Consider the following 18890-nt stretch of genomic DNA (forward strand, 5'->3'; position numbering starts at 1 on the left):
CGGGGGCTGATCTTGAACGGTTCGCGTTGCTATGACGACGTTTTCTATTCAAGGTCAGCCCGCTCAAGGTCGGCGTGCTCCAGGGCTGGCACGGTGAGAAGGCCCACCACCGTGGGAGCGTCACTCACAGCGAATATGTCGTTACGGTGGGCTGATGGAGATCGAAGCCCTCCGGCAAGCCACCTTGACCATGAAGGATCCCCTCGCCGACGGCTACCGCTCACTGACCGAGATCCGGAGCGCGTACCGGCAGTCGCTCACCGAACGGGACGCGATCGCCGCGTACCTGGTCCGGGAGGAAGGCTGGACGCTCAGCGAGGTCGCCCACGTGATCTGCGGCGTACGCCATCACACGGACTGGGCGGAGACGATCGTGACCTGGGCCGACCCGCTCGACGACCCACTGGACGCCGAGCGCCTGCTCTACCCGGCTCAGCAAACGGTCGAAGAACTCCGCGAACTGCACTCCCTAGCCACTGCCAAGATCCAGAACGCGCGTGAACACGAGGCGCAGCCGGACCCCGCGGGCGATCCGCTGGAGCGCCTGATGGCCGAAGAGGGCCGGTTGCAGCAGGTACGCACCTTCCACGACACCGCCGAGGCGGCGCGGGACGTCATCGGGGCGAACCTGGTGGCCCACCACGGCTGGCGGCCACGCCAGGTCGCCGCGCTGGCGGGGGCCGACGTCCCGGACATCACCGCGGCGTACGAGGTCGCCCGGTTGTCGCCGCCGTCTGAGGCGGACACCGAGTTCCTGCTGGAGCTGGCCGGCCTCACCGATCATCTCCGGACGGCCACGGAGAAGCAGGCCGCCCGGGTGGAAGCGGCGAAATCCTGGGTAACCACTGCGGCATGACCGAACCAGAACAGGAGCCGTTCAGCGGTAGCGACGACGGCTCGGACGACCGCGATCCCGCCGTGAACGAGGAGATCGCCCAAGGCGATCCCACCGACGCCCAGGTCGACCCGGCCGACGCCGAGGAAGACGCGTCGGCCGGTGGGACCGAGTCGGCCGGTGGGATCGACGAGGACTACTGAGGTTTGCCGAGCTGGTGCCAGTCGGTCTCTTCCATGTCCACGTCGTAGTGGTCGGCCGCCTTCTTGATGTTGGCGAAGGCCAGGTCGCGTTCGTCGTCACTGACGTCCTCGACCTGGTCGAACCGGGCCAGCGCGTTGCGTACGTGGTCGGCGTCGGTCAGCGGTTCCTTCCGCTTGTCGGGGAAGGCGTACACCGAATCCGGCAGGTCCGACCGTTTGGTGAGGTCACCGTGCTTGGTGTGGGGTTTCCAGGTGGTCTTCATACGAGGAGGCGTACCCCGGGCGCTCGGCGCTATGCGTACGCGAGCACCCGGGATCCGCGGCGCCCGAGATCGCGCGTCAGAGGAGAGCGGCGTCCGCCAGGAACTTGCCCACGCGGGCGATCTCGTCGGCGTCGAGCGGAATCTGGGGCAGAGCGGTCGTCGGGTGGTCGATCACCCCACGGAGGTGCAGGGCGGCCTTGAACGCCCCGAGCGCCGACGAGCTGCCGCCCATGCGCGGTCCGCCCACGGCGACCAGCCCGAACAGGCGGAACAGCCGCTCCTGCTCGGCCCGGGCGGCGACCCAGTCCCCGGCGCGGGCGTGCTGGTAGAGGCGTACGTAGCCGTGCGGGTCGACGTTGCCGAGACCGGGCACCACGCCGTCAGCGCCCATCCAGAGGGCCGAGTCGACGGTCAGCTCCGAGCCGGTGAACACGGCGAACCCGGGCAGATCCCGATCGCGGCGGCCCAGGAGCACCTGGCGGAAGCCGCCCTCGTCGCCGCTGGAGTCCTTGAGCCCGGCCAGTACGCCTTCGCCCGCCAGCTCCAGCAGGAGGTCGGCCGACAGTTTACTGTGGACGGAGACGGGCAGGTCGTAGGCGTACACCGGGATGCCGGCCTGTGCGGCGATCGCCTTGAAGTGCCGCGAGATCTCGAACGGGTGCGTACGCGTGTAGAACGGCGCGGTGGCGACCAGGGCGTCTGCGCCCGCGTCCACCGCTGTGCGTACGTGGTCGAGCACCCGGAGGGCCGTCATGTCGATGACCCCGGCGAGGACCGGAACCTGGCCGCCGACGTGGCCGATCACGGTGTCCAGGACTGCCTTGCGGTGCCCGTCCGGCAGGTACGCCACCTCCGACGACGAGCCGAGGATGAACAACCCGTCGACGCCGCCGGCCATCAGGTGGTCGACGAGCCGGATCAACGACGCCTTGTCGACCTCGTAGTCGGGGGTGAGAGGGGTGCAGACCGGGGGGATGACGCCGGAGAGTGCCGTGGCGGCGGTGCTCATTTACGCTCCTGTGCTTGGCTGATCAGTTCGAGGTCGGTCGCGCCGTTGAGAACCGGGTGATGGCATCGATACAGATGCCCTTCCTCCACGGTGGAGGAAGGCATCGAGGCAGAGCAGACGTCGGTGGCCTTCCAGCACCGGGTCCGGAACGGACAGCCGCTGGGCGGCCGGGTGGCCGACGGAACCGGCCCGACCAGGGGGATCGGGTCGATGGGGGAGAGCAGTCCGGGGGTGGCCGAGAACAGCGCCCGGGTGTACGGATGCCGCGCACCGCCGGGGACCGCCAAGGCCGGCGCTTCCTCGACGATGCGGCCGAGATACATCGTGACGACCCGGTCGCTCATCCGGCGTACGGTCGAGATGTCGTGCGACACGAAGACCATCGCCAAGTTGAGCTGCTGCTTCAGGTCCAGCAACAGATTCAGGATCTGCGCCCGGACCGAGACGTCCAGCGCGCTCGTCGGCTCGTCGGCGATGAGCAGCTTCGGTCGTAGCGCGAGGGCGCGGGCGATCGCGACCCGCTGCCGCTGCCCGCCGGAGACCTGGCTCGGCAGCACGTTCGCCACGCTCTTCGGCAGGCCGACGAGGTCGAGCAGTTCACTGACGCGCTGCTCCCGCTCGCGTACGCTGCCGACGCCGTGGACGTCCAGCGGATCGCGCAGCACCTGCCGGATGGGCAGACGCCGGTTCAACGCCGTCGACGGATCCTGGAAGACCATCCCGGTGTTCTCGCCGATGGCGATCCGGCGCTTCGACGGCGGCAACTTCCACAGGTCCGCGCCCTCGACCGTGACCGTGCCCTGGGTGGGTTTCTGCAGACCGACGAGCACCCGGGCGAGGGTGGACTTGCCGCAGCCGGACTCGCCGACGACGCCGACCGTCTCGCCGGCCGAGATGCTCAGGTCCGCGCTGGTCAGCGCGTACACCCGGTCGCGTTGGAACAGGCCGCCGGAGCGGGCCTTGTGCACCACGTGCACGTCGGTGAGCTCGATCAACGGTGCGTTCACAGCGCCTCCCCCGAAAAAGCCGGAGCGCCGACAGCAGCAGCGGCCGGATGGTGACAGGCGACCTCGTGCGCGCGATCCCCGGTGAGCGAAGGCCGCTCGGTCCGGCAGATCTCGGTCGCCATCGGGCAGCGGTCGGCGAAGCGGCAGCCGTTCGGGAAGTCGGCCGGCGACGGGACGACGCCGCGGATCTGGGTCAGCCGCTCCGCGCCCGACTCCAGCGAGAGCACCGATCCGAGCAGCCCACGGGCGTAATGGTGGGCCGGTGCGCCGACCAACTTCGAGGTCACCCCGGTCTCCACGATCTGGCCGCCGTACATCACGACCACCCGGTCGGTCACGTCCGCGACCAGCGCGAGGTCGTGCGACACGAGGATCAGGGCGAAACCCAGCTCCGCGCGCAGGCGCAGGAGCAGCTGGATCACCTGGGCCTGCACGGTCACGTCCAGCGCCGTCGTGGGCTCGTCCGCGATGATCAGCTTCGGGTCGCGGGACAACGCCATCGCGATCAGCACGCGCTGCCTTTGGCCGCCGGACAACTCGTGCGGATAAGACGAGAGGGTACGCGCGGGGTCCAGCCCGACGAGCTCCAGCAATTCAGCAGGAGTACGCCGGCGTTGCTGCTCAGGTTGCCGACCCGCCGTCCTCCCGGCTGATTGCGGATCGAGCGGGGGTCGGCGCCAGCGCCGGACTACCTGCTTGAGTTGGGACTTGATCGTCATCGCCGGGTTGAGCGAGGACAACGCGTCTTGGTAGATCATCGCGATGTCATGACCCATCAGCTTGCGACGGGCCGCCTTCGACAGCGTGAGTAGATCCTTCCCCTGGAACGTCGCGGTTCCGCCGATCCGGGCGCCGCGCGGTTGCAGGCCCATGACGGTCAGCGCCGTCAAAGACTTGCCGCAGCCGGACTCACCGACGAGGCCGAGCACCTCACCCGGGCGTACGTCGAAGGAGATGCCGTCGACGATGTCGACTCCGTTGTGCCGCCCCTCGAAGCCGATACGGAGATCGCGTACGGCGAGGATCGGTTCGCCGGTCGGCAGCGGCCGGGCGCGGGCGGCGAGCCGCTGCGCCGCCTCGGCGAGGCCGGGCAGCTCGACGACTTGACCGCTGCCCGGGGCGGCCGCCTCCAAGCGGTCCACATCGGACCGACCCTGAGTGGGGATGGACGGGCGGGCGGCGGGCGCGGCCCAGGCGTCGGACACGCCCTCGGCCAGGATGTTGAGGGCCAGCACGGTGATCAGGATCAGCAGACCGGGGAACACGGTCGCCCACCAGCCGCCGAGCAGCACCATGTTGCGGCCGTCGGCGATGACCGAGCCCCACGAGGGGTCCGGTGGGCGTACGCCTGCACCGATGAACGACAGCGATGCCTCGAAGACGATCGCGTCGGCCACCATGACGGTGCAGAACACCAGGATCGGGGCGGCGCAGTTGATCGCCACGTGCTTGAGCAGGATGTGCGGCGTACGCGCCCCGATGACCCGTTCGGCCGCAACATAATCCTCGCCGTATTGGGCGAGCACGTTCGCGCGTACCACTCGGGCGACCGACGGCATGTAGAGGAACGCGATGGCCCCCACGAGCACGGGGATGCTGCCGCCGAAGACCGCGACAAGGACCGCGGCGAGCGCGATGCCGGGGAAGGCCATGACCACGTCGAGGGTCCGCATGATGCCCTCGTCGAAGGCCCGGCGGGAGGTGGCCGCGATCGCGCCGATCAGCGCGCCGAGCACCAGGGCGATCGCGGTCGCGCCGAGACCGATGATGAGCGACCAGCGGGCGCCGTAGAGCAGCCGGGTGAAGATGTCCCGGTTGGCGCTGTCGAGGCCCATCCAGTGGTCCGCGCTGGGTCCGCCGCCGTCCGCCTCCTGGACGTACGGCGAGTGCGGGGCCAGCAACGGGGCGAGGATCGCGGCGAGGGCGACGAGCACGACGACGCCGATGGAGATCCACGAGGGCAGACCGAGCCGGCGGAACTGGATTCCGGGCCGGGAGAGGCGTCTTGCCAAGCCACTGCGCATCAGCCGGCGCTCCTCAGTCGGGGGTTCACGAGCAGGTAGAGGACGTCGACGACCAGGTTCACGACGACGAAGCCGACGGCGATGGTGAGCACCACGCCCTGGACCACCGCCGGGTCGCCGTCGCGTACGCCGTTGATCATCAGCTGGCCCATGCCGGGCAGGGAGTAGATCGTCTCGATGACGACCGCGCCGCCGAGGAGGTAGCCGATCCGGAGACCGAGGACGGTCAGCGGATTGATCAGCGCATTCCGCAGGACGTTGCGGCCGATGACCACGATCGGCGGCAGCCCGCTGCCGATCGCCGTACGCACATAGTCCTTGTCGAGCTCTTCCACCATGGAAGTTCGGATGATCCGGGTGAGCTGCGCGGCGACCGGCAACGACAGCGACAACGCGGGCAACGTCAGCGACTGGAGCCAGCCGCCGACCGAGTCGGCCGGGTTGATGTAGCCGCTGGTGGGGAACCAGCCGCGATCGACGGCGAGCCACTGGATCATCAGCAGGGCGAGCCAGAAGCCCGGTGCGGCCACCCCGACCAGGGAGACCAGCCGGATCAGCTGGTCCGGCCAGCGGTCCCGGAAGATCGCCGCGACGACGCCGAAGACGGTGGCGAGCACGACCGCGATGGCCAGGCCGAGGAAGGTCAGCTGCAACGTCAGCGGCAGCGCCGTCATGACCGAGTCCAGCACCGGCGCCTTGGTCAGGACGCTGGTGCCCAGGTCACCGTGCAGCAGATCGCCGACGAACCGGAGATAGCGCACCGGCAACGGGTCGAGCAGGCCGTTTTCCACCTGGAACTGGTGGATCTGCTCGGTCGTCGGGTTGGCTCCCTGGAAGTAGGCGTACTCCGGCTTGTTGTTGGAGAACCGCATGACGATGAACACGAATGCGATCACGCCGAGCAACAGCGGGATGAGGATCAGGATGCGGCGTACCAGCATCCGTGCGATGACCGCCATCGCGGGCCTCCTTTCGTGTGGCGGTCACCGGCCGTACGCGAGTACGGCCGGTGACCGGCGAACCTCCCCAGATCCGCGTCTCAGCCCTGGCGGGTGGCCTGCAGCAGGTTGATGCCGGGGTACGCCTGCGGCCGGACACCGGTGAGCTTCTTCGGGTCCCAGGCGGTCATGAGCTCGGTGTGCACGACCGGATAGAGCACCGCCTGCTCGGCGATGACGTCGAGGTACGCGTGCACGAGGTCGAGCTTCTTGGTGGGGCTGGGCTCCTGCGTCGCGGCGTCCATCTTGGCGAAGAGGTCCTTGGCGACGGCGCTCTTGTCCCACTTGGTGTACTTCATCCACGTCCCACCGGACGTGTAGTTGTAGCGCAGGATCAGGTCGGCGTCGAGACCGAACTGGTTCGGGTTCGACGCGGCCGCCACCACCTGGTAGTTCTGCGACTGGTCCATCTTGGTGAACAGCGCGGCGGTGTCCTGCGGCTCGAGGGTCGTCTTGACGCCGATCGCGTCCCACGAGTTGGCGATCGTCGGCAGGCAGTCGGCGATCCAGCTGACGTTGACGGCCATCAGGGTCACCGTCAGGTTCGTGACGCCGGCCTCCTTCAGCAGCGCCTTCGCCTTCTCCGGGTCGTAGGAGTAGACCGTCTTCGCCTTGGCGTACGACGGGTTCTGCTCGTTGAGGAAGCTCGTCGAGGCCGCTCCGTGGCCCTTCAACGCGACGTCGATCATCTTCTTCGTGTCGATCGCGTAGAACAGCGCCTGGCGTACGCGGATGTCGTCGAACGGCTTCTGCGCGGTGTTGAACATGAGGAACATGTGGTTCATGCCCTTGCCGCCCTCGACCGTCAGCCCGCCCTTGGTGAGCTGGTCGATGTTCGCGTACGGGATGTTGTCGGCGATCTGCGCCTCGGCGCTGCCACCGGAGATCTTCGCGACCCGGGCCGGCGCGTCCACGATGGACAGCCAGTTCATCTTCTTGACGGTGGGCTTACGCGGCCCGTTGTAGTCGGCGAACGCCTCGAAGGTGGTGTTCGACTTCGGGTTGTGCGCCGTCTGCTTGTAGGGGCCGGAGCCGATCGCCTTGCCGTTCTTGGCCGCGTCCCAGCCGCCGGCCGCGCCGAAGACGTGCTTCGGCATGATCTTGGCGATCGTGAGCCGGGGCAGCGCGTCCGGGAACGGGAACTTGAAGACCAGCTCGACCGTCTTGTCGTCGACCTTCTTGACCTCCTGCAGCCAGGCGGAGAAGAAGGAGTAGATCAGGGTGGACTTGTCGAGCGCGCGCTCGAAGGTGAACAGCACGTCGTCCACCGTCACCGGCTGACCGTCGTGCCACTTGGCCCCGTCACGCAGGGTGAACTTCCAGCTCGTGGCGTTCACGTCGGCGGGCAGCGCGGTGGCCAGCGCCGGGTAGGGGGCGCGGGTGATCGGGTCGGTGTCGACCAGACCTTCGTAGATGTGGTTGTTGGCGGCCATCGTGAAGGCGGAGGCCGTCATCGACGGGTCCCAGCTCTGGTTGTTGCCGTATCCGATGACCGCGGTGATGAGGTCCTTGTCGCCGCCGGCCCCGGCGGTGCTCGTCGAGGCGGGACCGCTGCAGGCGCCGAGAGCGGCCGAGATGGCCGCGGCGGCGCTCACCGACCCGCTGATGCGCAGGAAGTCGCGGCGGCTGCCGCTGAGGTTGAGAGCTGGCCGAGAAACCGGGGCGCTCACGGTGCCTCCTATGGGGGATGGGTTTCGGCTTATTGTGTTCCTCGGACATTGGACGTCCCACATCCCATGTCCTGTAGAGTGCACGTTAGGGGTCGATCCCGTCCCCGGTCAAGAGGAGATGACCTGGAGATGTCCGCGATGTTTCAGGCCGATCGGAACGGGGACGGTCAGCCCACCAAGGTACCTGGGAATCGCGTTCCCGCAGCTAGGGGCCGTCGGAGCCGATCCGTCGAGGTGCAGGAGGCGGTGAAGGGGATCATCCTTCAGCGCGGTCTGGGTACCGGCGACCCGCTGCCGACCGAGTCCGAGTTGATGCAGGAACTGGGCATCGGGCGCAATTCCGTACGCGAGGCCCTGAAAGTGCTGCAAGCGGTCGGCATCGTCGACATCCGCCACGGGTTCGGGATGTTCGTCGGGCGCATGTCGCTCAACGGGCTCGTCGACGAGTTGGCCTTCCACAGCCGGATGACGATGCCGGAGGAGCGCAACCACCTCGGCCACCTCATCGAGATCCGCGAGGTGCTGGAGAGCGGCCTGGTAGTGCTTCTGATCGAGCGCGGAATCGGGGCGGCACAGCTGACCGACGCGCTCGACGCGATCGTCCAGATGGAGGCCGAAGCCGACGCCGGCGAGCCGATCTCACCGGAGACGGACCGGCAGTTCCACGACGTCCTCTACCGGCCGCTCGCCAATCCGCTGGTGGGCCAGTTGCTCGGCGCGTTCTGGGAGGTCTACCACCAGCTCCGCGACGACCTCGGCTCGCCGGACGAGGCCCCGGCCGACGTGGCGCGCAAGCACCGCGACATCTATGAGGCCGTGCTGGCCGGCGACCCCACTGCGGCGGCGGCGGCGATGCGGGCGCACTTCGCCGGGGTTCGCTCCCGGCTCGCCCGCATCGCCGCCTAGCCTCGCCCGCGCGGCGTTGATCATGAACCTAAGGTCCCCCCGGCCGGCGTGTCGCCACCCCTAACCTCATGATCAACGCGAAAGGGACGAGGGGTCAGCGGAGGGTGCTGACGGGGACGCGGTGGAACTCGATGCGCTCGTTCGCGCCGAAGTCACCGGTCTCGTAGAGCACGCCGACCGTGTTCGCGTCCACCTGGACCAGGTCGGAGTACGCGGCGGGCAGGCCGGAGAGGGCCAGCGCCGGGGTGAAGGTGAGACCGGCGTCGTGGCTCACCCGGATGGTCAGCACCGCGCGGGCGGCCGGGTCGGCTGGGCCGGAGTACAGCAGGGGCGCGTTCGGGCCGCGAAGTTGCAGCACACTGCCTTCCACGACGGGACCGGCGATGGTTCCCTGGGGGTGGAACGGCTTCACCAGCGTCGCGCCACCGTCGGCGCTGTACGCGTCGGCTCGCGTACCGGGGCCGGTTCCGTTGTGGTCGCGGGTGTTGAAGTAGACCCGGCCGTCCGGCAACTGCGTCGCCGTCGTCTCGTTCACGTTGACGTAGCCGTCGGGGTTGTCGTCGACGTAACCGATCTGCCAGGTCGCGCCGTCGTCATCGCTGTACAGCGAATGCCCGCCGTAGTACTTGGCTTCCGCTCCCGTGTCGGTTGACCCCGCGGCCGGTGCGATCGAGTGGTTGGCCGGGACGACCAGCCGACCCGCGTGGGCGCCGCCGGCCAACCGCACTGCGTGGCCCGGCCCCGTGGCGTACCAGCGCCAATTGGGGAGCTTGGTCTGCGCGGTGATCTCGCTGGGCGCGGACCAGCTGGCCCCGTTGTCGTCACTGTGCTGGACGAACACGCGGCGTGACTGTTCCGCGGTGACCTCGCCCCGCAGGATCATGGCCTCGGTCGCGGTGCCCGCGTTGAAGGTCGTGAGCAGCACGATTCGGCCGCCGGTCGTGACGACGGGGGCGGGATTGCCCGCGGTGTTGTTCGCGTTGTCGTGCACGATCTGCAGCGGTCCCCAGGTGCAGCCGCCGTCGGTGGAGCGTTTGAGCACGGTGTCGATGTTGCCCGCGTCGCCCAGGCCACCGACCCGGCCCTCGGCGAAGGCAAGGACGTCGCCGTTGGCGGCGGTGATCACGGCCGGGATGCGGAACGCGCTGTAACCCTCGGTGTTCGCGGTGTACGGCGTCGAGGTGGTGCATTTGGCCTGGTCGGCAGCGGTGGCCGGGATGACGCTCGCAGTCAGGGCGCCGGCGGCGAGCACGCCCGCCCCGGCGAGTTTCCAGATATGCAAGGGGAACTACCTCCGAACGGGACATGGGATGTCCCACGTTCCAGCGACGTTAAGCCTGGATGTCGGAACGGTCAAGAGCATCTCTGGCGGACATCCCACGTCGGACATAGGATGTCCGGCAATCAGGTCCCCCTCCCGAAAGGCACGAGATGAGGTACGCACGCCGCGCGGCCGCCTTGGTCGGCGCGCTGGTGCTCCTGGCGGCCGGATTGGCTGCCCCGGCCAGCGCCGAGGATCAGGGCACTCCCGCCTTCGACGAGCAGGTCATCTATCCGCAGAAGAGCATGGGCTACTTCTGCTTCCGCATCCCCGCCCTGGTCCGGGCGGCCGACGGTGACGTGCTCGCGTTCGCCGAGGGCCGGGTAAAGGACTGCGGCGACGACGAGGACATCGACATCGTGCTGCGCCGATCCACCGACAACGGGCGTACCTGGGGTCCGTTGCAGGTCGTCTCGGAAGGCAACGGCACCACGCACGGGAACCCGGTTCCGATCGTGGACCGGAACACCGGCCGCGTCGTGCTCGTGAGTACGCACAACGGCTCGGCCCCGTGCCCGAACGGCTGCCTGCGACAGCCCTACGTGCAGGTGAGCGACGACGACGGCGCGACCTGGTCCGCCCCGCGTCTGATGTCGGAGGGCACGAAGCCGGAGTGGAACTTCTGGTACGCCACGGGCCCGATGCACGGCATCCAGCTCACCCACGGGCCGCACGCGGGACGGCTGATCGTCGGCGCGAACCACGAGAGCTACGACGGAGTGGGCGACCATCTCTACGGCACGCACCTGCTCTACAGCGACGACAGCGGCGTTACCTGGCACATCGGGGCGACCAGCGCCTTCACCGACGGCACGATCATCGCCCAGGAGGTGACCGTCGCCGAGCTGCCCGACGGCCGGGTGTACGCGCTCGCCCGCGAGCGGGGGACCGACCCGGGCCACCGGGCGGTGGCGTACAGCAGTGACGGGGGCGAGACCTTCGACCGTCCCTTCTCGACGATCGACCTTTCGATGCCCGACGTGCAGGGCTCGGTGCTGCTCTCCGGCGACCGGCTGTTGTTGTCCGCACCCGCCCATCCGGTCGCTCGCGAGGTCATGTCCGTACGCGCTTCGTTCGACGGCGGGCTCACCTATCAGCCCTGGCAGGAGGGCAAGGTCTTCTGGTGGGGGCCGTCGGCGTACTCGGATCTCGTCGCACTGGCGGACGACTTGACGGGTCTCGCCTATGAGGCCGGTGTCTCGACGCCGTACGAGTCGATCCGATGGGCTCGGTTCAACGACGCGTACCTGGCGACGCCGAACGGGACGCCGCCGGGGATTCCCAGTCCGCCGGCTCCCGGTCCCACTACGCCGGACCTCTCTCATTCGGCCGCCAACGTGGCTTACGTCCGCGGCGGCGCTTCGGTCACCGAGGGTCGCTTCGGTGGCGGGCTCACACTCGACGGCGTGGACGACCGGATCGAAGTCCCGTTCGACGAGTCGATCGACCTCGGCGGCGACGACTTCACCCTGATGACCTGGTTCCGCTACAGCGACACCACCGGCAACCATTCGCTGCTGTGGGCGTACCGGACGGGGAGTGGCACGACCCCGCAGATCTGGCTGCGCGCCGAACCGGGGTCCAACCGGATCCGGGCGCTGATCATGGTCGACCGCTTCAACATCACCGTCCAGTCCGCCGGCTCCTACAACGACGGCATGTGGCACCACGTCGTGCTTCAGCGGGTCGACGGCCAGTTCAAGCTGGGCATCGACGGAACGACGGTCGCCTCGGCCGCCGTGCCGCCCGGCTCGGTCACCGATGGCAAGGAGTTCGGTGTCGTCGGCCTGCACATCGGGCAACGCGTCGACGGGGCCGACCGGTTCCGCGGCACCCTCGACGAGGTACGCGTCTACAAGCGCGCCTTGTCCGCCACGGAGCTTGACCTCATCCGTAGGCAGAACCTGCCGATCGGCGGCCGGCTCGGGCTTCGGCTTCCGCTCGACTGCGTCACTGCGGCCTGACGCTCCTACCCCGACGGCGCTGGATCAGGGATCTAGGTCAATCACCGCCCAAGATTCGACCCAGATCCCTGATCCGGCGCCCAAGAAAGAGGGGTCAGGAGGCGCGGGCGATGCGCGCCTTCACGCCCCGGAAGTGCTGCTGCATCGCGTCGGAGGCCGCGACGGGGTCCTTGGCCCGCAGGGCGTCCACGATGCGCCGGTGGTTGGCGACGATGTCTTCCATCACCGAATCGGGTGCGCCGAGGATCGGCTCCACCTGGTGGTAGACCTGCCAGAACAGGTCGATGAGCTGTAGCACCAGCTCGTTGCCGCTGCTCTCGTAGAGCAGCGCGTGGAAGGCCCGGTCGGCTTCCAGATCGGTCTGCATCGCGGTCACCAGAGCGTCCAATGCGGACAGCCGCGACGCGCTCGTCGAGCCGGCCGCGACTCGGGCGATCAGTCCGGTCTCCAGGATCTCCCGGATCTCGACCAGGTCGTGCAGCGCCTTCACCGCGCCTTGCGAGCCGGACCGGATGCGGAACTCCAGCGACGGGCTCAGCACGTCGAGCGACGCCTTGCCGACGAACGTGCCGAAGCCGTGCCGGATCTCGACGATGCCGAGCGCCTGAAGGGCTCGGACCGCCTCGCGTACGCTGTTGCGGCTGGCCCCCAGCAGGTCCATGAGCTGCGGTTCGGTCGGCATCGCCGCGCCCGGTGCGAGACCGCGGTCGTGGATCAACGCCACGATCCGGTCCTGGACGGTCTCCCCGCTGCGCCTGGCCATCTTCGTCCTCCCGACATCCCACCTTGTCGGTACAGCAATTTACACCGCGTGCGCGCTTGACGGCGGGCCGTGTTGTCCCTAGTTTCGAGACGTGAGGCAGGACATCCCACGTCCTACAAGTGACCAGAGGTACCGATGAACCGAATCCATTACGGCGGCGACTACAACCCGGAGCAGTGGTCACCGGAGGTCTGGGCCGAAGACATGAAGCTCATGACCGAGGCCGGGGTCTCCCTCGTGTCGGTCGGCATCTTCTCCTGGGCCACTGTCGAACCTACCCCGGGTGCGTATGATTTCGGGTGGTTCGACCAAGTCATGGACAATCTGGCCGCGAACGGGATCGGGGCGAGCCTGGCGACGATGACCGCCTCGCCGCCGCCCTGGCTGTCGGTGAAGCATCCCGAGATCCTGCCCGAGCGCGCGGACGGCACCCGGCTCTGGCCGGGTTCGCGGCAGCACTACTGCCCGTCGAGCCCGATCTACCGGGAGTACGCCGGACGTCTGGTCGAGCAGGTCGCCCAGCGGTACGCCGATCATCCGGCCCTCACGATCTGGCACATCGGCAACGAGTACGGCTGCCACACCCGGCAATGCTTCTGCGACGTCTCGGCCGAAGACTTCCGGCGCTGGCTGCGGGATCGCTACGGCGACATCACGACCTTGAACGAGGCGTGGTCGACGACCTTCTGGTCACAGCGCTACTCCGACTGGTCCGAGGTCTTCCCGCCCCGGACGACGCCGACCTTCGGCAATCCCGCCCAGAAGCTGGACTTCGCCCGGTTCAGCGACGACGCGATCCTCCAGTGCTACCTCGTCGAACGCGACATCATCCGCAAGCACACGCCCCGCGTACCGGTCACCACGAACTTCATCGGGCTCGTGCACAAGCCGATCGACTCCTTCAAGTGGGCCGCCGAGCAGGACATCGTCAGCCTCGACAGCTATCCCGACCCGTACGATCCGCACGCGCACGTCGAGGCCGCGTTCGGCTACGACCTCGTCCGCTCGGCCAAGGGCGGCCGGCCCTGGCTGCTCATGGAACAAGCTCCGAGCGCGGTCAACTGGCGCCCGCGCAACGCCCCCAAGGCCCCCGGCGTGATGCGGCTGTGGAGCTGGCAAGCCGTCGCGCAAGGCGCGGACGGCGTGCTGTTCTTCCAATGGCGCCAGGCCCAGGGCGGCGCGGAGAAGTTCCACTCCGCGATGGTCCCGCACGGTGGGCCCGACACCCGGACTCATCGGGAGATCCAGGCCCTGGGCCGGGAACTTGCCGCAGCTGCCGAGCTTTCAGACTCACTTGTACGCGCAGAGGTCGCGATCCTGCACGACTGGGACAACTGGCGCGCGGTCGAAGGAGACGCCCATCCCGGCGTGACGGAGCTGCTCCCGGCGCATCGGGCCCATTTCGACCCCCTCTTCGACGCGCACGTGACCGTCGACGTGGTTCACCCGGCGACAGATCTTTCTGCGTACAAGATGATCGTCGTCCCGAACCTTTATCTCCTGAGCCGGGACGTGGCCGCGGCCTTGACCCGATATGTCGCGGACGGCGGGACTCTCGTGGTCTCGTTCTTCACGGGCATCGTGGACGAGCAGGAGCGCGTCTACCTGGGCGGATACCCCGGGCCGCTGCGTGAGGTCCTGGGTCTGAGGATCGACGAGTTCTGGCCGTTGCCGGTCGGGAACTCCATCGGCGTCGACGGCGGCAAGGGCACGATCTGGTCGGAGTGGATCGAGACCGAAGGCGCCGAGACGATCGCCACGTTCACCGATGGTGAGCTGGCCGGACGGCCTGCCATCACTCGCCACCAGTACGGCGAGGGGGTCGCGTGGTATCTCGGGACGCGGCCGGACCCGGCGCTGATGCGGACCCTGCTCGACCGGGTACGCACCGAAGCCGGGGTCGAACCGGTGCTACCGGGACTGCCCGACGGCGTGCAGGCGGTCGTACGCCACGGTGGCGAGGCCGACTACCTGTTCCTGCTCAACCACTCGGGCTCGGCCGTGACGATTCCCCTGCCTTCGCCCGCCGTCGATCTGCTCGGTTCTTCCGGTTCGCCGGTCACGTCGGTTGACTTGGCCGCACGCGGCGTCGCCGTGCTCCGTCACTGACTTACCTGCGCTCGGCTGGTTCTTGCGATGGCTCGCTTCGCGGTGGCGTCCCTTTGGCGCTGGATCAGGGTTCTGGGTCGAATCTTGCCTCATGATTCGGCCCAGAACCCTGATCTGGTGCCGAACGCAGGGCATAAAAAGGGCTCGCCCGCGTGGCCACGGGGGAAGCCATGCGGGCGAGCTACGCCGGAGACGTTACACCTATGCCGCGTTCAGCGCCACGTCTGTGGCCGCAGATACCGTTTCCACTTTTCGCGTTGTGAGATCTACGGCGAAGATCCCACGATCGTCGGGTGTATGGCAGATGACCCGGCCGCGCGGATGGAGCCGATCATCGGCGGCAAAGCGTTCGGAAAGCTCGCGTTCAGCCTCCTCCGAGCCGTTGTCCGCGGCGATCAGCAATGCCGCGATCTCGTCGGCGAGGATCACCCTCGGGTCCTCAGAGGACACCTCATCGGCGAAGTCTCCGCTCATCATGCCGAATCCGTCCCAGAGGAGAATCTCCTCGCGTTGCCGATGGGCCAGTTCGATCAGCACGTAGTCGAACAGGAACCACGGGCCCCCGATCGGCTGCCCCGGGCCGATGCCGTACTTCCACGGATCGGTCTCGCCGCGCCGGTACGCCGTCCACGCCTCGGCCGCCGTGACGAAGGGCGCGCCGGTCGCCGGGCGGGGCAGGTCGTGCACGTCCAGCGACGGCCAGTCGGCCGGATCGAGCTGGTTGTCGAGCCACACCCAGCGTTCGCCGTTCCAGTACTCGACGACGACGTGGTCGTGGAGGTAGTCCTCGCGGAAGTAGCTCGCGAATCCGATACGGCTGCGAGCGGGAATACCGTGCTGCCGCAACGCCGCCACGGTGAGCAGGGTGTAGTCGCGGCAGCAACCGAGCACCCGGTCGGTCACCTCGCGGGGTTCGGTGAGGGCGTACGGGTGACGCTGTTGGTCGGTCTCGAGAATCCGCTCGACCCAGCGATTGTTGATCTCCATGAAGTGCTCGTCCGGGAGCTTCTCGCCGGAGTGTCGATAGTGGATGATCGTGTTGCGGACGGCGGCGGTCAGCCCCGGCAGGTCGGCCGGCAGCTCGTCGAGCAGCTTGGCGAACCGGCCGGGATCGGAGTACGCGGAATGCGACGCGTACTGACTCATCGGAGGATCCTTTCGATCGGCTGGGCGACGTACGCGAAGGGATCGTCGTCGCCGACGTCGTCCAGGCAGGTGAAGTAGATCTCGCGGGACGGCCCGAACGGGCTCAGCTCGGTGTCGCGGACGAACCGTGTGACGGCGTCATAGGCGTGCAGGATCCGGGGATACAGGCATTCGCGCTTGGTGACCGTCGTGTACGCCTGAACGTGCGCGGGCTCGACGCGGATGGTGATGTTCGCCGTGGGTTCGGCCGGCCCGGTGAACGGTACGCACACCTCGACGGGAGCTTCGCTGTCCGGGGTGACCATGCCGTGGTAGATCCACCACTCCTCGCGCCCGAACCCGAGTTGCTCGGTCGCCGTGCCGCTCGTGGCGAGATGGGTCCGGATTTCGCGGGCCGCCGCGCTCATGGTGTCGACGAGCGTGGTCTGGTCGACCTCCCGCCGGATCGAGGCGACCTTCGTCTCCGGGATCGATCGGGTGGCCACCCAATACTCGGGTCGCTGCGGATCGGTGCTCAGCCACTCCGACCGCAGATAGTCGATCAGCTCCCGGCGTACGCGGTGCTGTTCTTCCTGTCCGTTCCACCACTGCGCCACCTGCCGGGCCATGCTTTCGGGGTCGGCGTCGAGGACCTCGGCGACCGTCGCGAGCGGCATGTCGAGCCGCCGGAGCAGCGAGACGAGCTTCGCGCGTTCGATCTGCTCCGGTGCGTACAGCCGGTAGCCGTTGACCGGGTCGACCTCGGCCGGCGGGAGCAGACCCGACAGGTCGTACAGGCGCAGCGCCTTGTGGGAGAGGCCGGTGCGGCGCGCGAACTCGCTGATCGTGAGCGCCGCCCGGCGGGTGTCGCGGGGCATGGGGTCAGTCTGCACCCGGCCCCTGGGGCAAGGTGAAGCCCGATTTTCAGTAGGCTTCCCCGATCGCCTCTTCGGGGGTGTTCTCCGCCGTGCGGGCCCCGGCGTTGAGCCGCGACCAGAAGACGCGCTCGCCGATGCCGTGCGCCATGAGCTTGCCGAACAGCAGGAACGCCAGTACGCCCACCGCCAGCACGGCCGCGCCGACCCAGAACGGCGACGCCGGAGTGGAGTGCTCGACCAGCAGGCCGGCCACCACCGGAGCCGGAGCGGCGGCACCCCATCGGACCAGGTTGAATGCGCCCGTCGCGACCCGGCGGTCGGCCGAACCCAGCCCGAGGGCGAGGTCGGTGAGCAGCGCGTTGGCGATACCCATGCACAGACCGGAGATCACCAGGACGACCAGCTTCTCGGGGGTCGTCGTCGACACGGCGAAGCCGACCAGGCACAGCAGAAGGCCGGTCAGCGCGATGCCGACCGTCTGCACCGCGCCGATGCGGTGGGCCAGCCGGTGCCCGATGCCGAGGATACCCAGGGCCAGGCCGAGTCCCCAGCCGGTGAACGCCAGCCCCAACGGGACGACGTCGAGGTGGAGGGCCAGGGGTGCGTACCCGAGGACGATGAAGAACGCGAAGTTGTAGGTGCCCGTGATGGCGCACAACGCGATGAACGCCTTGCGCTTGAAGGTGCGGCCGATCTCCGCCAGCTTCACCGGAGGTTGCGGAGCCGGTTCGCGCAGCCTGGTCGCGGCGACCGCCAGCGCGATCAGCATGAAGACACCGCAGGCGAAGAACGGCAGCCGCCAGGAGACCTCGCCGAGGAGGCCGCCGATCAGCGGGCCGGTGGCGAAGCCGAGGCCGAGCGCGGTCTCGAAGAGGCCGACGACCCACTCCCGCGACTTGGCCAGCGCGATCATGATGACCATCGCGGTCGCGAAGAACATCGCGTTGCCGAGACCCCATACTCCGCGCAGGGTGGCGAGCTGGCCGATGTTCTGGCTGAACGCGGCCAGGATGGCGGCGATGCCGACGGTGGTGACCCCGGCGACGAGGATCTTCTTGAAGCCGAACCGGCCGGTCGCCAGCACCGCCGGGATCATGCCGAGTCCCATCACCGCGATGTACGCCGTGAACAGCAGCTCGACCTGCCAGGGTGAAACGCCGATGGCGCTGCCGATCGCGGGCAGGATCGGGTCGACGACGGCGATCCCGGCGATCGCCAGGTACGCCGCGATGGCGGTGGCGTAGATCGCGCCACGGTTGGGTTCGTTCCGCCGTTGCGACATCGGCGTGCCTCCAGAAAATATCTGTATCGTACAGCTAACGAACCTGTATCATACAGCTATGTCGGACCGGCGGGAACTCGAGAAGATCGAGATGGAAGTGGCGTTGCTCATGCGGCGGGCCGAGGCCACGCGGCGAGCGGGCGATCAGGTGCCGCACCGGGCCCTCGATCGGGCGGCGTACCTGCTGCTCCGGCGGCTGGCCGAGCACGGGCCGGCGCAGATCAGCGCGCTGGCCGAAGCGCTCGGCCTCGACGGTTCGACGGTGACCCGGCAGGTCAGCGCGCTGGAGCGGGACGGGCTGGTGGAACGAAGCCGGGGACCGCAGGACGGCCGGGTGATCCTGGTCAGCCCGACGCCGGCCGGACTGGCCCGGGTGGAGTCGGTCCGCACCGCCCGGGTCGCGCTCTACGAGCAGATCCTCGCGGACTGGGACGATGCAGACCGGAAGGACTTGGCTCGGCTGCTGACCCGGCTCAACCAAGACATGGACGCCGTGATCCGTTCCCGCTAGCGTGCTTCGCCGCTCGCGGCTA

The 18890-nt window shown here is 68.4% G+C and carries 17 protein-coding genes; 6 read left to right on the plus strand and 11 right to left on the minus strand.

The features are described from left to right. The first annotated feature begins 154 nt into the window (after positions 1–154). Positions 155–856: a hypothetical protein gene (locus tag HOV77_RS11885; protein ID WP_290861358.1), complete on the plus strand. Its 702-nt coding sequence runs from the start codon at positions 155–157 to the stop codon at positions 854–856. Further along, positions 853–1038, plus strand: a complete 186-nt coding sequence (locus HOV77_RS11890) for a hypothetical protein (protein WP_290861360.1) — start codon at positions 853–855, stop codon at positions 1036–1038. The genes HOV77_RS11885 and HOV77_RS11890 overlap by 4 nt, the downstream gene beginning before the upstream one ends. On the opposite strand, the gene HOV77_RS11895 is transcribed toward HOV77_RS11890, so the two are convergent. The 6 genes from HOV77_RS11895 to HOV77_RS11920 all read right to left on the minus strand — a co-directional run bounded on the left by HOV77_RS11895 (position 1032) and on the right by HOV77_RS11920 (position 8009). Next, complete coding sequence (locus HOV77_RS11895) at positions 1032–1301, minus strand: DUF6582 domain-containing protein (protein WP_290861362.1); 270 nt, start codon at positions 1299–1301, stop codon at positions 1032–1034. The genes HOV77_RS11890 and HOV77_RS11895 overlap by 7 nt on opposite strands. 76 nt (positions 1302–1377) lie before the next feature. Beyond that, positions 1378–2310 carry a dihydrodipicolinate synthase family protein gene (locus HOV77_RS11900; protein WP_290861364.1) on the minus strand — a complete coding sequence of 311 codons (933 nt, stop codon included), beginning with the start codon at positions 2308–2310 and terminating at the stop codon, positions 1378–1380. Then, positions 2307–3317 (minus strand): ABC transporter ATP-binding protein, encoded by a 1011-nt coding sequence (locus tag HOV77_RS11905; RefSeq protein ID WP_290861366.1) that lies wholly within the window; start codon positions 3315–3317, stop codon positions 2307–2309. Before HOV77_RS11905 ends, HOV77_RS11900 begins: the two co-directional genes overlap by 4 nt. After that, on the minus strand, positions 3314–5329 hold the full coding sequence (locus HOV77_RS11910; protein ID WP_290861368.1) for a dipeptide/oligopeptide/nickel ABC transporter permease/ATP-binding protein: 2016 nt from the start codon (positions 5327–5329) through the stop codon (positions 3314–3316). Before HOV77_RS11910 ends, HOV77_RS11905 begins: the two co-directional genes overlap by 4 nt. 11 nt (positions 5330–5340) lie before the next feature. Beyond that, positions 5341–6300 (minus strand): ABC transporter permease, encoded by a 960-nt coding sequence (locus tag HOV77_RS11915; protein ID WP_290861370.1) that lies wholly within the window; start codon positions 6298–6300, stop codon positions 5341–5343. A gap of 80 nt (positions 6301–6380) precedes the next feature. Beyond that, a complete protein-coding gene (locus HOV77_RS11920) occupies positions 6381–8009 on the minus strand; it encodes an ABC transporter substrate-binding protein (RefSeq protein WP_290861372.1) in 1629 nt (542 codons plus the stop codon). A 138-nt stretch (positions 8010–8147) separates the two neighbouring features. Between HOV77_RS11920 and HOV77_RS11925 the strand changes: the two genes are divergently transcribed. After that, a complete protein-coding gene (locus HOV77_RS11925) occupies positions 8148–8915 on the plus strand; it encodes an FCD domain-containing protein (protein ID WP_290861507.1) in 768 nt (255 codons plus the stop codon). Positions 8916–9009: 94 nt separating this feature from the next. On the opposite strand, the gene HOV77_RS11930 is transcribed toward HOV77_RS11925, so the two are convergent. Then, the gene (locus HOV77_RS11930) at positions 9010–10197 is read right to left on the minus strand and encodes a sialidase family protein (RefSeq protein ID WP_290861374.1); all 1188 of its coding nucleotides are present in this window, start codon (positions 10195–10197) and stop codon (positions 9010–9012) included. Positions 10198–10346: 149 nt separating this feature from the next. On the opposite strand from HOV77_RS11930, the gene HOV77_RS11935 reads away from it, so the two are divergent. Next, positions 10347–12200, plus strand: coding sequence for a sialidase family protein (locus HOV77_RS11935; protein WP_290861376.1), 1854 nt, complete (start codon positions 10347–10349; stop codon positions 12198–12200). Positions 12201–12294: 94 nt separating this feature from the next. On the opposite strand, the gene HOV77_RS11940 is transcribed toward HOV77_RS11935, so the two are convergent. Continuing rightward, on the minus strand, positions 12295–12963 hold the full coding sequence (locus HOV77_RS11940; RefSeq protein ID WP_290861378.1) for a FadR/GntR family transcriptional regulator: 669 nt from the start codon (positions 12961–12963) through the stop codon (positions 12295–12297). Positions 12964–13098: 135 nt separating this feature from the next. Between HOV77_RS11940 and HOV77_RS11945 the strand changes: the two genes are divergently transcribed. Beyond that, positions 13099–15072, plus strand: a complete 1974-nt coding sequence (locus tag HOV77_RS11945; protein WP_290861380.1) for a beta-galactosidase — start codon at positions 13099–13101, stop codon at positions 15070–15072. Positions 15073–15273: 201 nt separating this feature from the next. Here HOV77_RS11945 and HOV77_RS11950 read toward each other — a convergent pair whose 3' ends face one another. Genes HOV77_RS11950 through HOV77_RS11960 form a run of 3 tightly spaced genes read right to left on the minus strand, consistent with a single transcriptional unit; the run spans position 15274 to position 18357 of the window. Next, positions 15274–16218: a transglutaminase-like domain-containing protein gene (locus tag HOV77_RS11950; protein WP_290861381.1), complete on the minus strand. Its 945-nt coding sequence runs from the start codon at positions 16216–16218 to the stop codon at positions 15274–15276. Then, positions 16215–17075 (minus strand): MerR family transcriptional regulator, encoded by an 861-nt coding sequence (locus HOV77_RS11955; RefSeq protein ID WP_290861383.1) that lies wholly within the window; start codon positions 17073–17075, stop codon positions 16215–16217. Before HOV77_RS11955 ends, HOV77_RS11950 begins: the two co-directional genes overlap by 4 nt. 46 nt (positions 17076–17121) lie before the next feature. Then, positions 17122–18357: an MFS transporter gene (locus HOV77_RS11960; RefSeq protein ID WP_290861385.1), complete on the minus strand. Its 1236-nt coding sequence runs from the start codon at positions 18355–18357 to the stop codon at positions 17122–17124. A gap of 58 nt (positions 18358–18415) precedes the next feature. Here HOV77_RS11960 and HOV77_RS11965 point away from each other — a divergent pair, with 58 nt between their 5' ends. Further along, entirely contained in the window at positions 18416–18868 is a 453-nt protein-coding gene (locus tag HOV77_RS11965) for a MarR family transcriptional regulator (RefSeq protein WP_290861387.1), read from the plus strand. The last annotated feature ends 22 nt before the right edge of the window (positions 18869–18890 follow it).

Origin of the sequence: Hamadaea sp. (genome assembly GCF_013362815.1) — a bacterium.
Taxonomy (GTDB): domain Bacteria; phylum Actinomycetota; class Actinomycetes; order Mycobacteriales; family Micromonosporaceae; genus Hamadaea.

Coding starts and splice junctions, on each gene's coding strand:
- HOV77_RS11885 (WP_290861358.1), top strand. CDS start 155: ATGGAGATCGAAGCCCTCCGGCAAGCCACCTTGACCATGAAGGATCCC.
- HOV77_RS11890 (WP_290861360.1), top strand. CDS start 853: ATGACCGAACCAGAACAGGAGCCGTTCAGCGGTAGCGACGACGGCTCG.
- HOV77_RS11895 (WP_290861362.1), bottom strand. CDS start 1,301: ATGAAGACCACCTGGAAACCCCACACCAAGCACGGTGACCTCACCAAA.
- HOV77_RS11900 (WP_290861364.1), bottom strand. CDS start 2,310: ATGAGCACCGCCGCCACGGCACTCTCCGGCGTCATCCCCCCGGTCTGC.
- HOV77_RS11915 (WP_290861370.1), bottom strand. CDS start 6,300: ATGGCGGTCATCGCACGGATGCTGGTACGCCGCATCCTGATCCTCATC.
- HOV77_RS11925 (WP_290861507.1), top strand. CDS start 8,148: ATGTTTCAGGCCGATCGGAACGGGGACGGTCAGCCCACCAAGGTACCT.
- HOV77_RS11935 (WP_290861376.1), top strand. CDS start 10,347: ATGAGGTACGCACGCCGCGCGGCCGCCTTGGTCGGCGCGCTGGTGCTC.
- HOV77_RS11940 (WP_290861378.1), bottom strand. CDS start 12,963: ATGGCCAGGCGCAGCGGGGAGACCGTCCAGGACCGGATCGTGGCGTTG.
- HOV77_RS11945 (WP_290861380.1), top strand. CDS start 13,099: ATGAACCGAATCCATTACGGCGGCGACTACAACCCGGAGCAGTGGTCA.
- HOV77_RS11950 (WP_290861381.1), bottom strand. CDS start 16,218: ATGAGTCAGTACGCGTCGCATTCCGCGTACTCCGATCCCGGCCGGTTC.
- HOV77_RS11955 (WP_290861383.1), bottom strand. CDS start 17,075: ATGCCCCGCGACACCCGCCGGGCGGCGCTCACGATCAGCGAGTTCGCG.
- HOV77_RS11960 (WP_290861385.1), bottom strand. CDS start 18,357: ATGTCGCAACGGCGGAACGAACCCAACCGTGGCGCGATCTACGCCACC.
- HOV77_RS11965 (WP_290861387.1), top strand. CDS start 18,416: ATGTCGGACCGGCGGGAACTCGAGAAGATCGAGATGGAAGTGGCGTTG.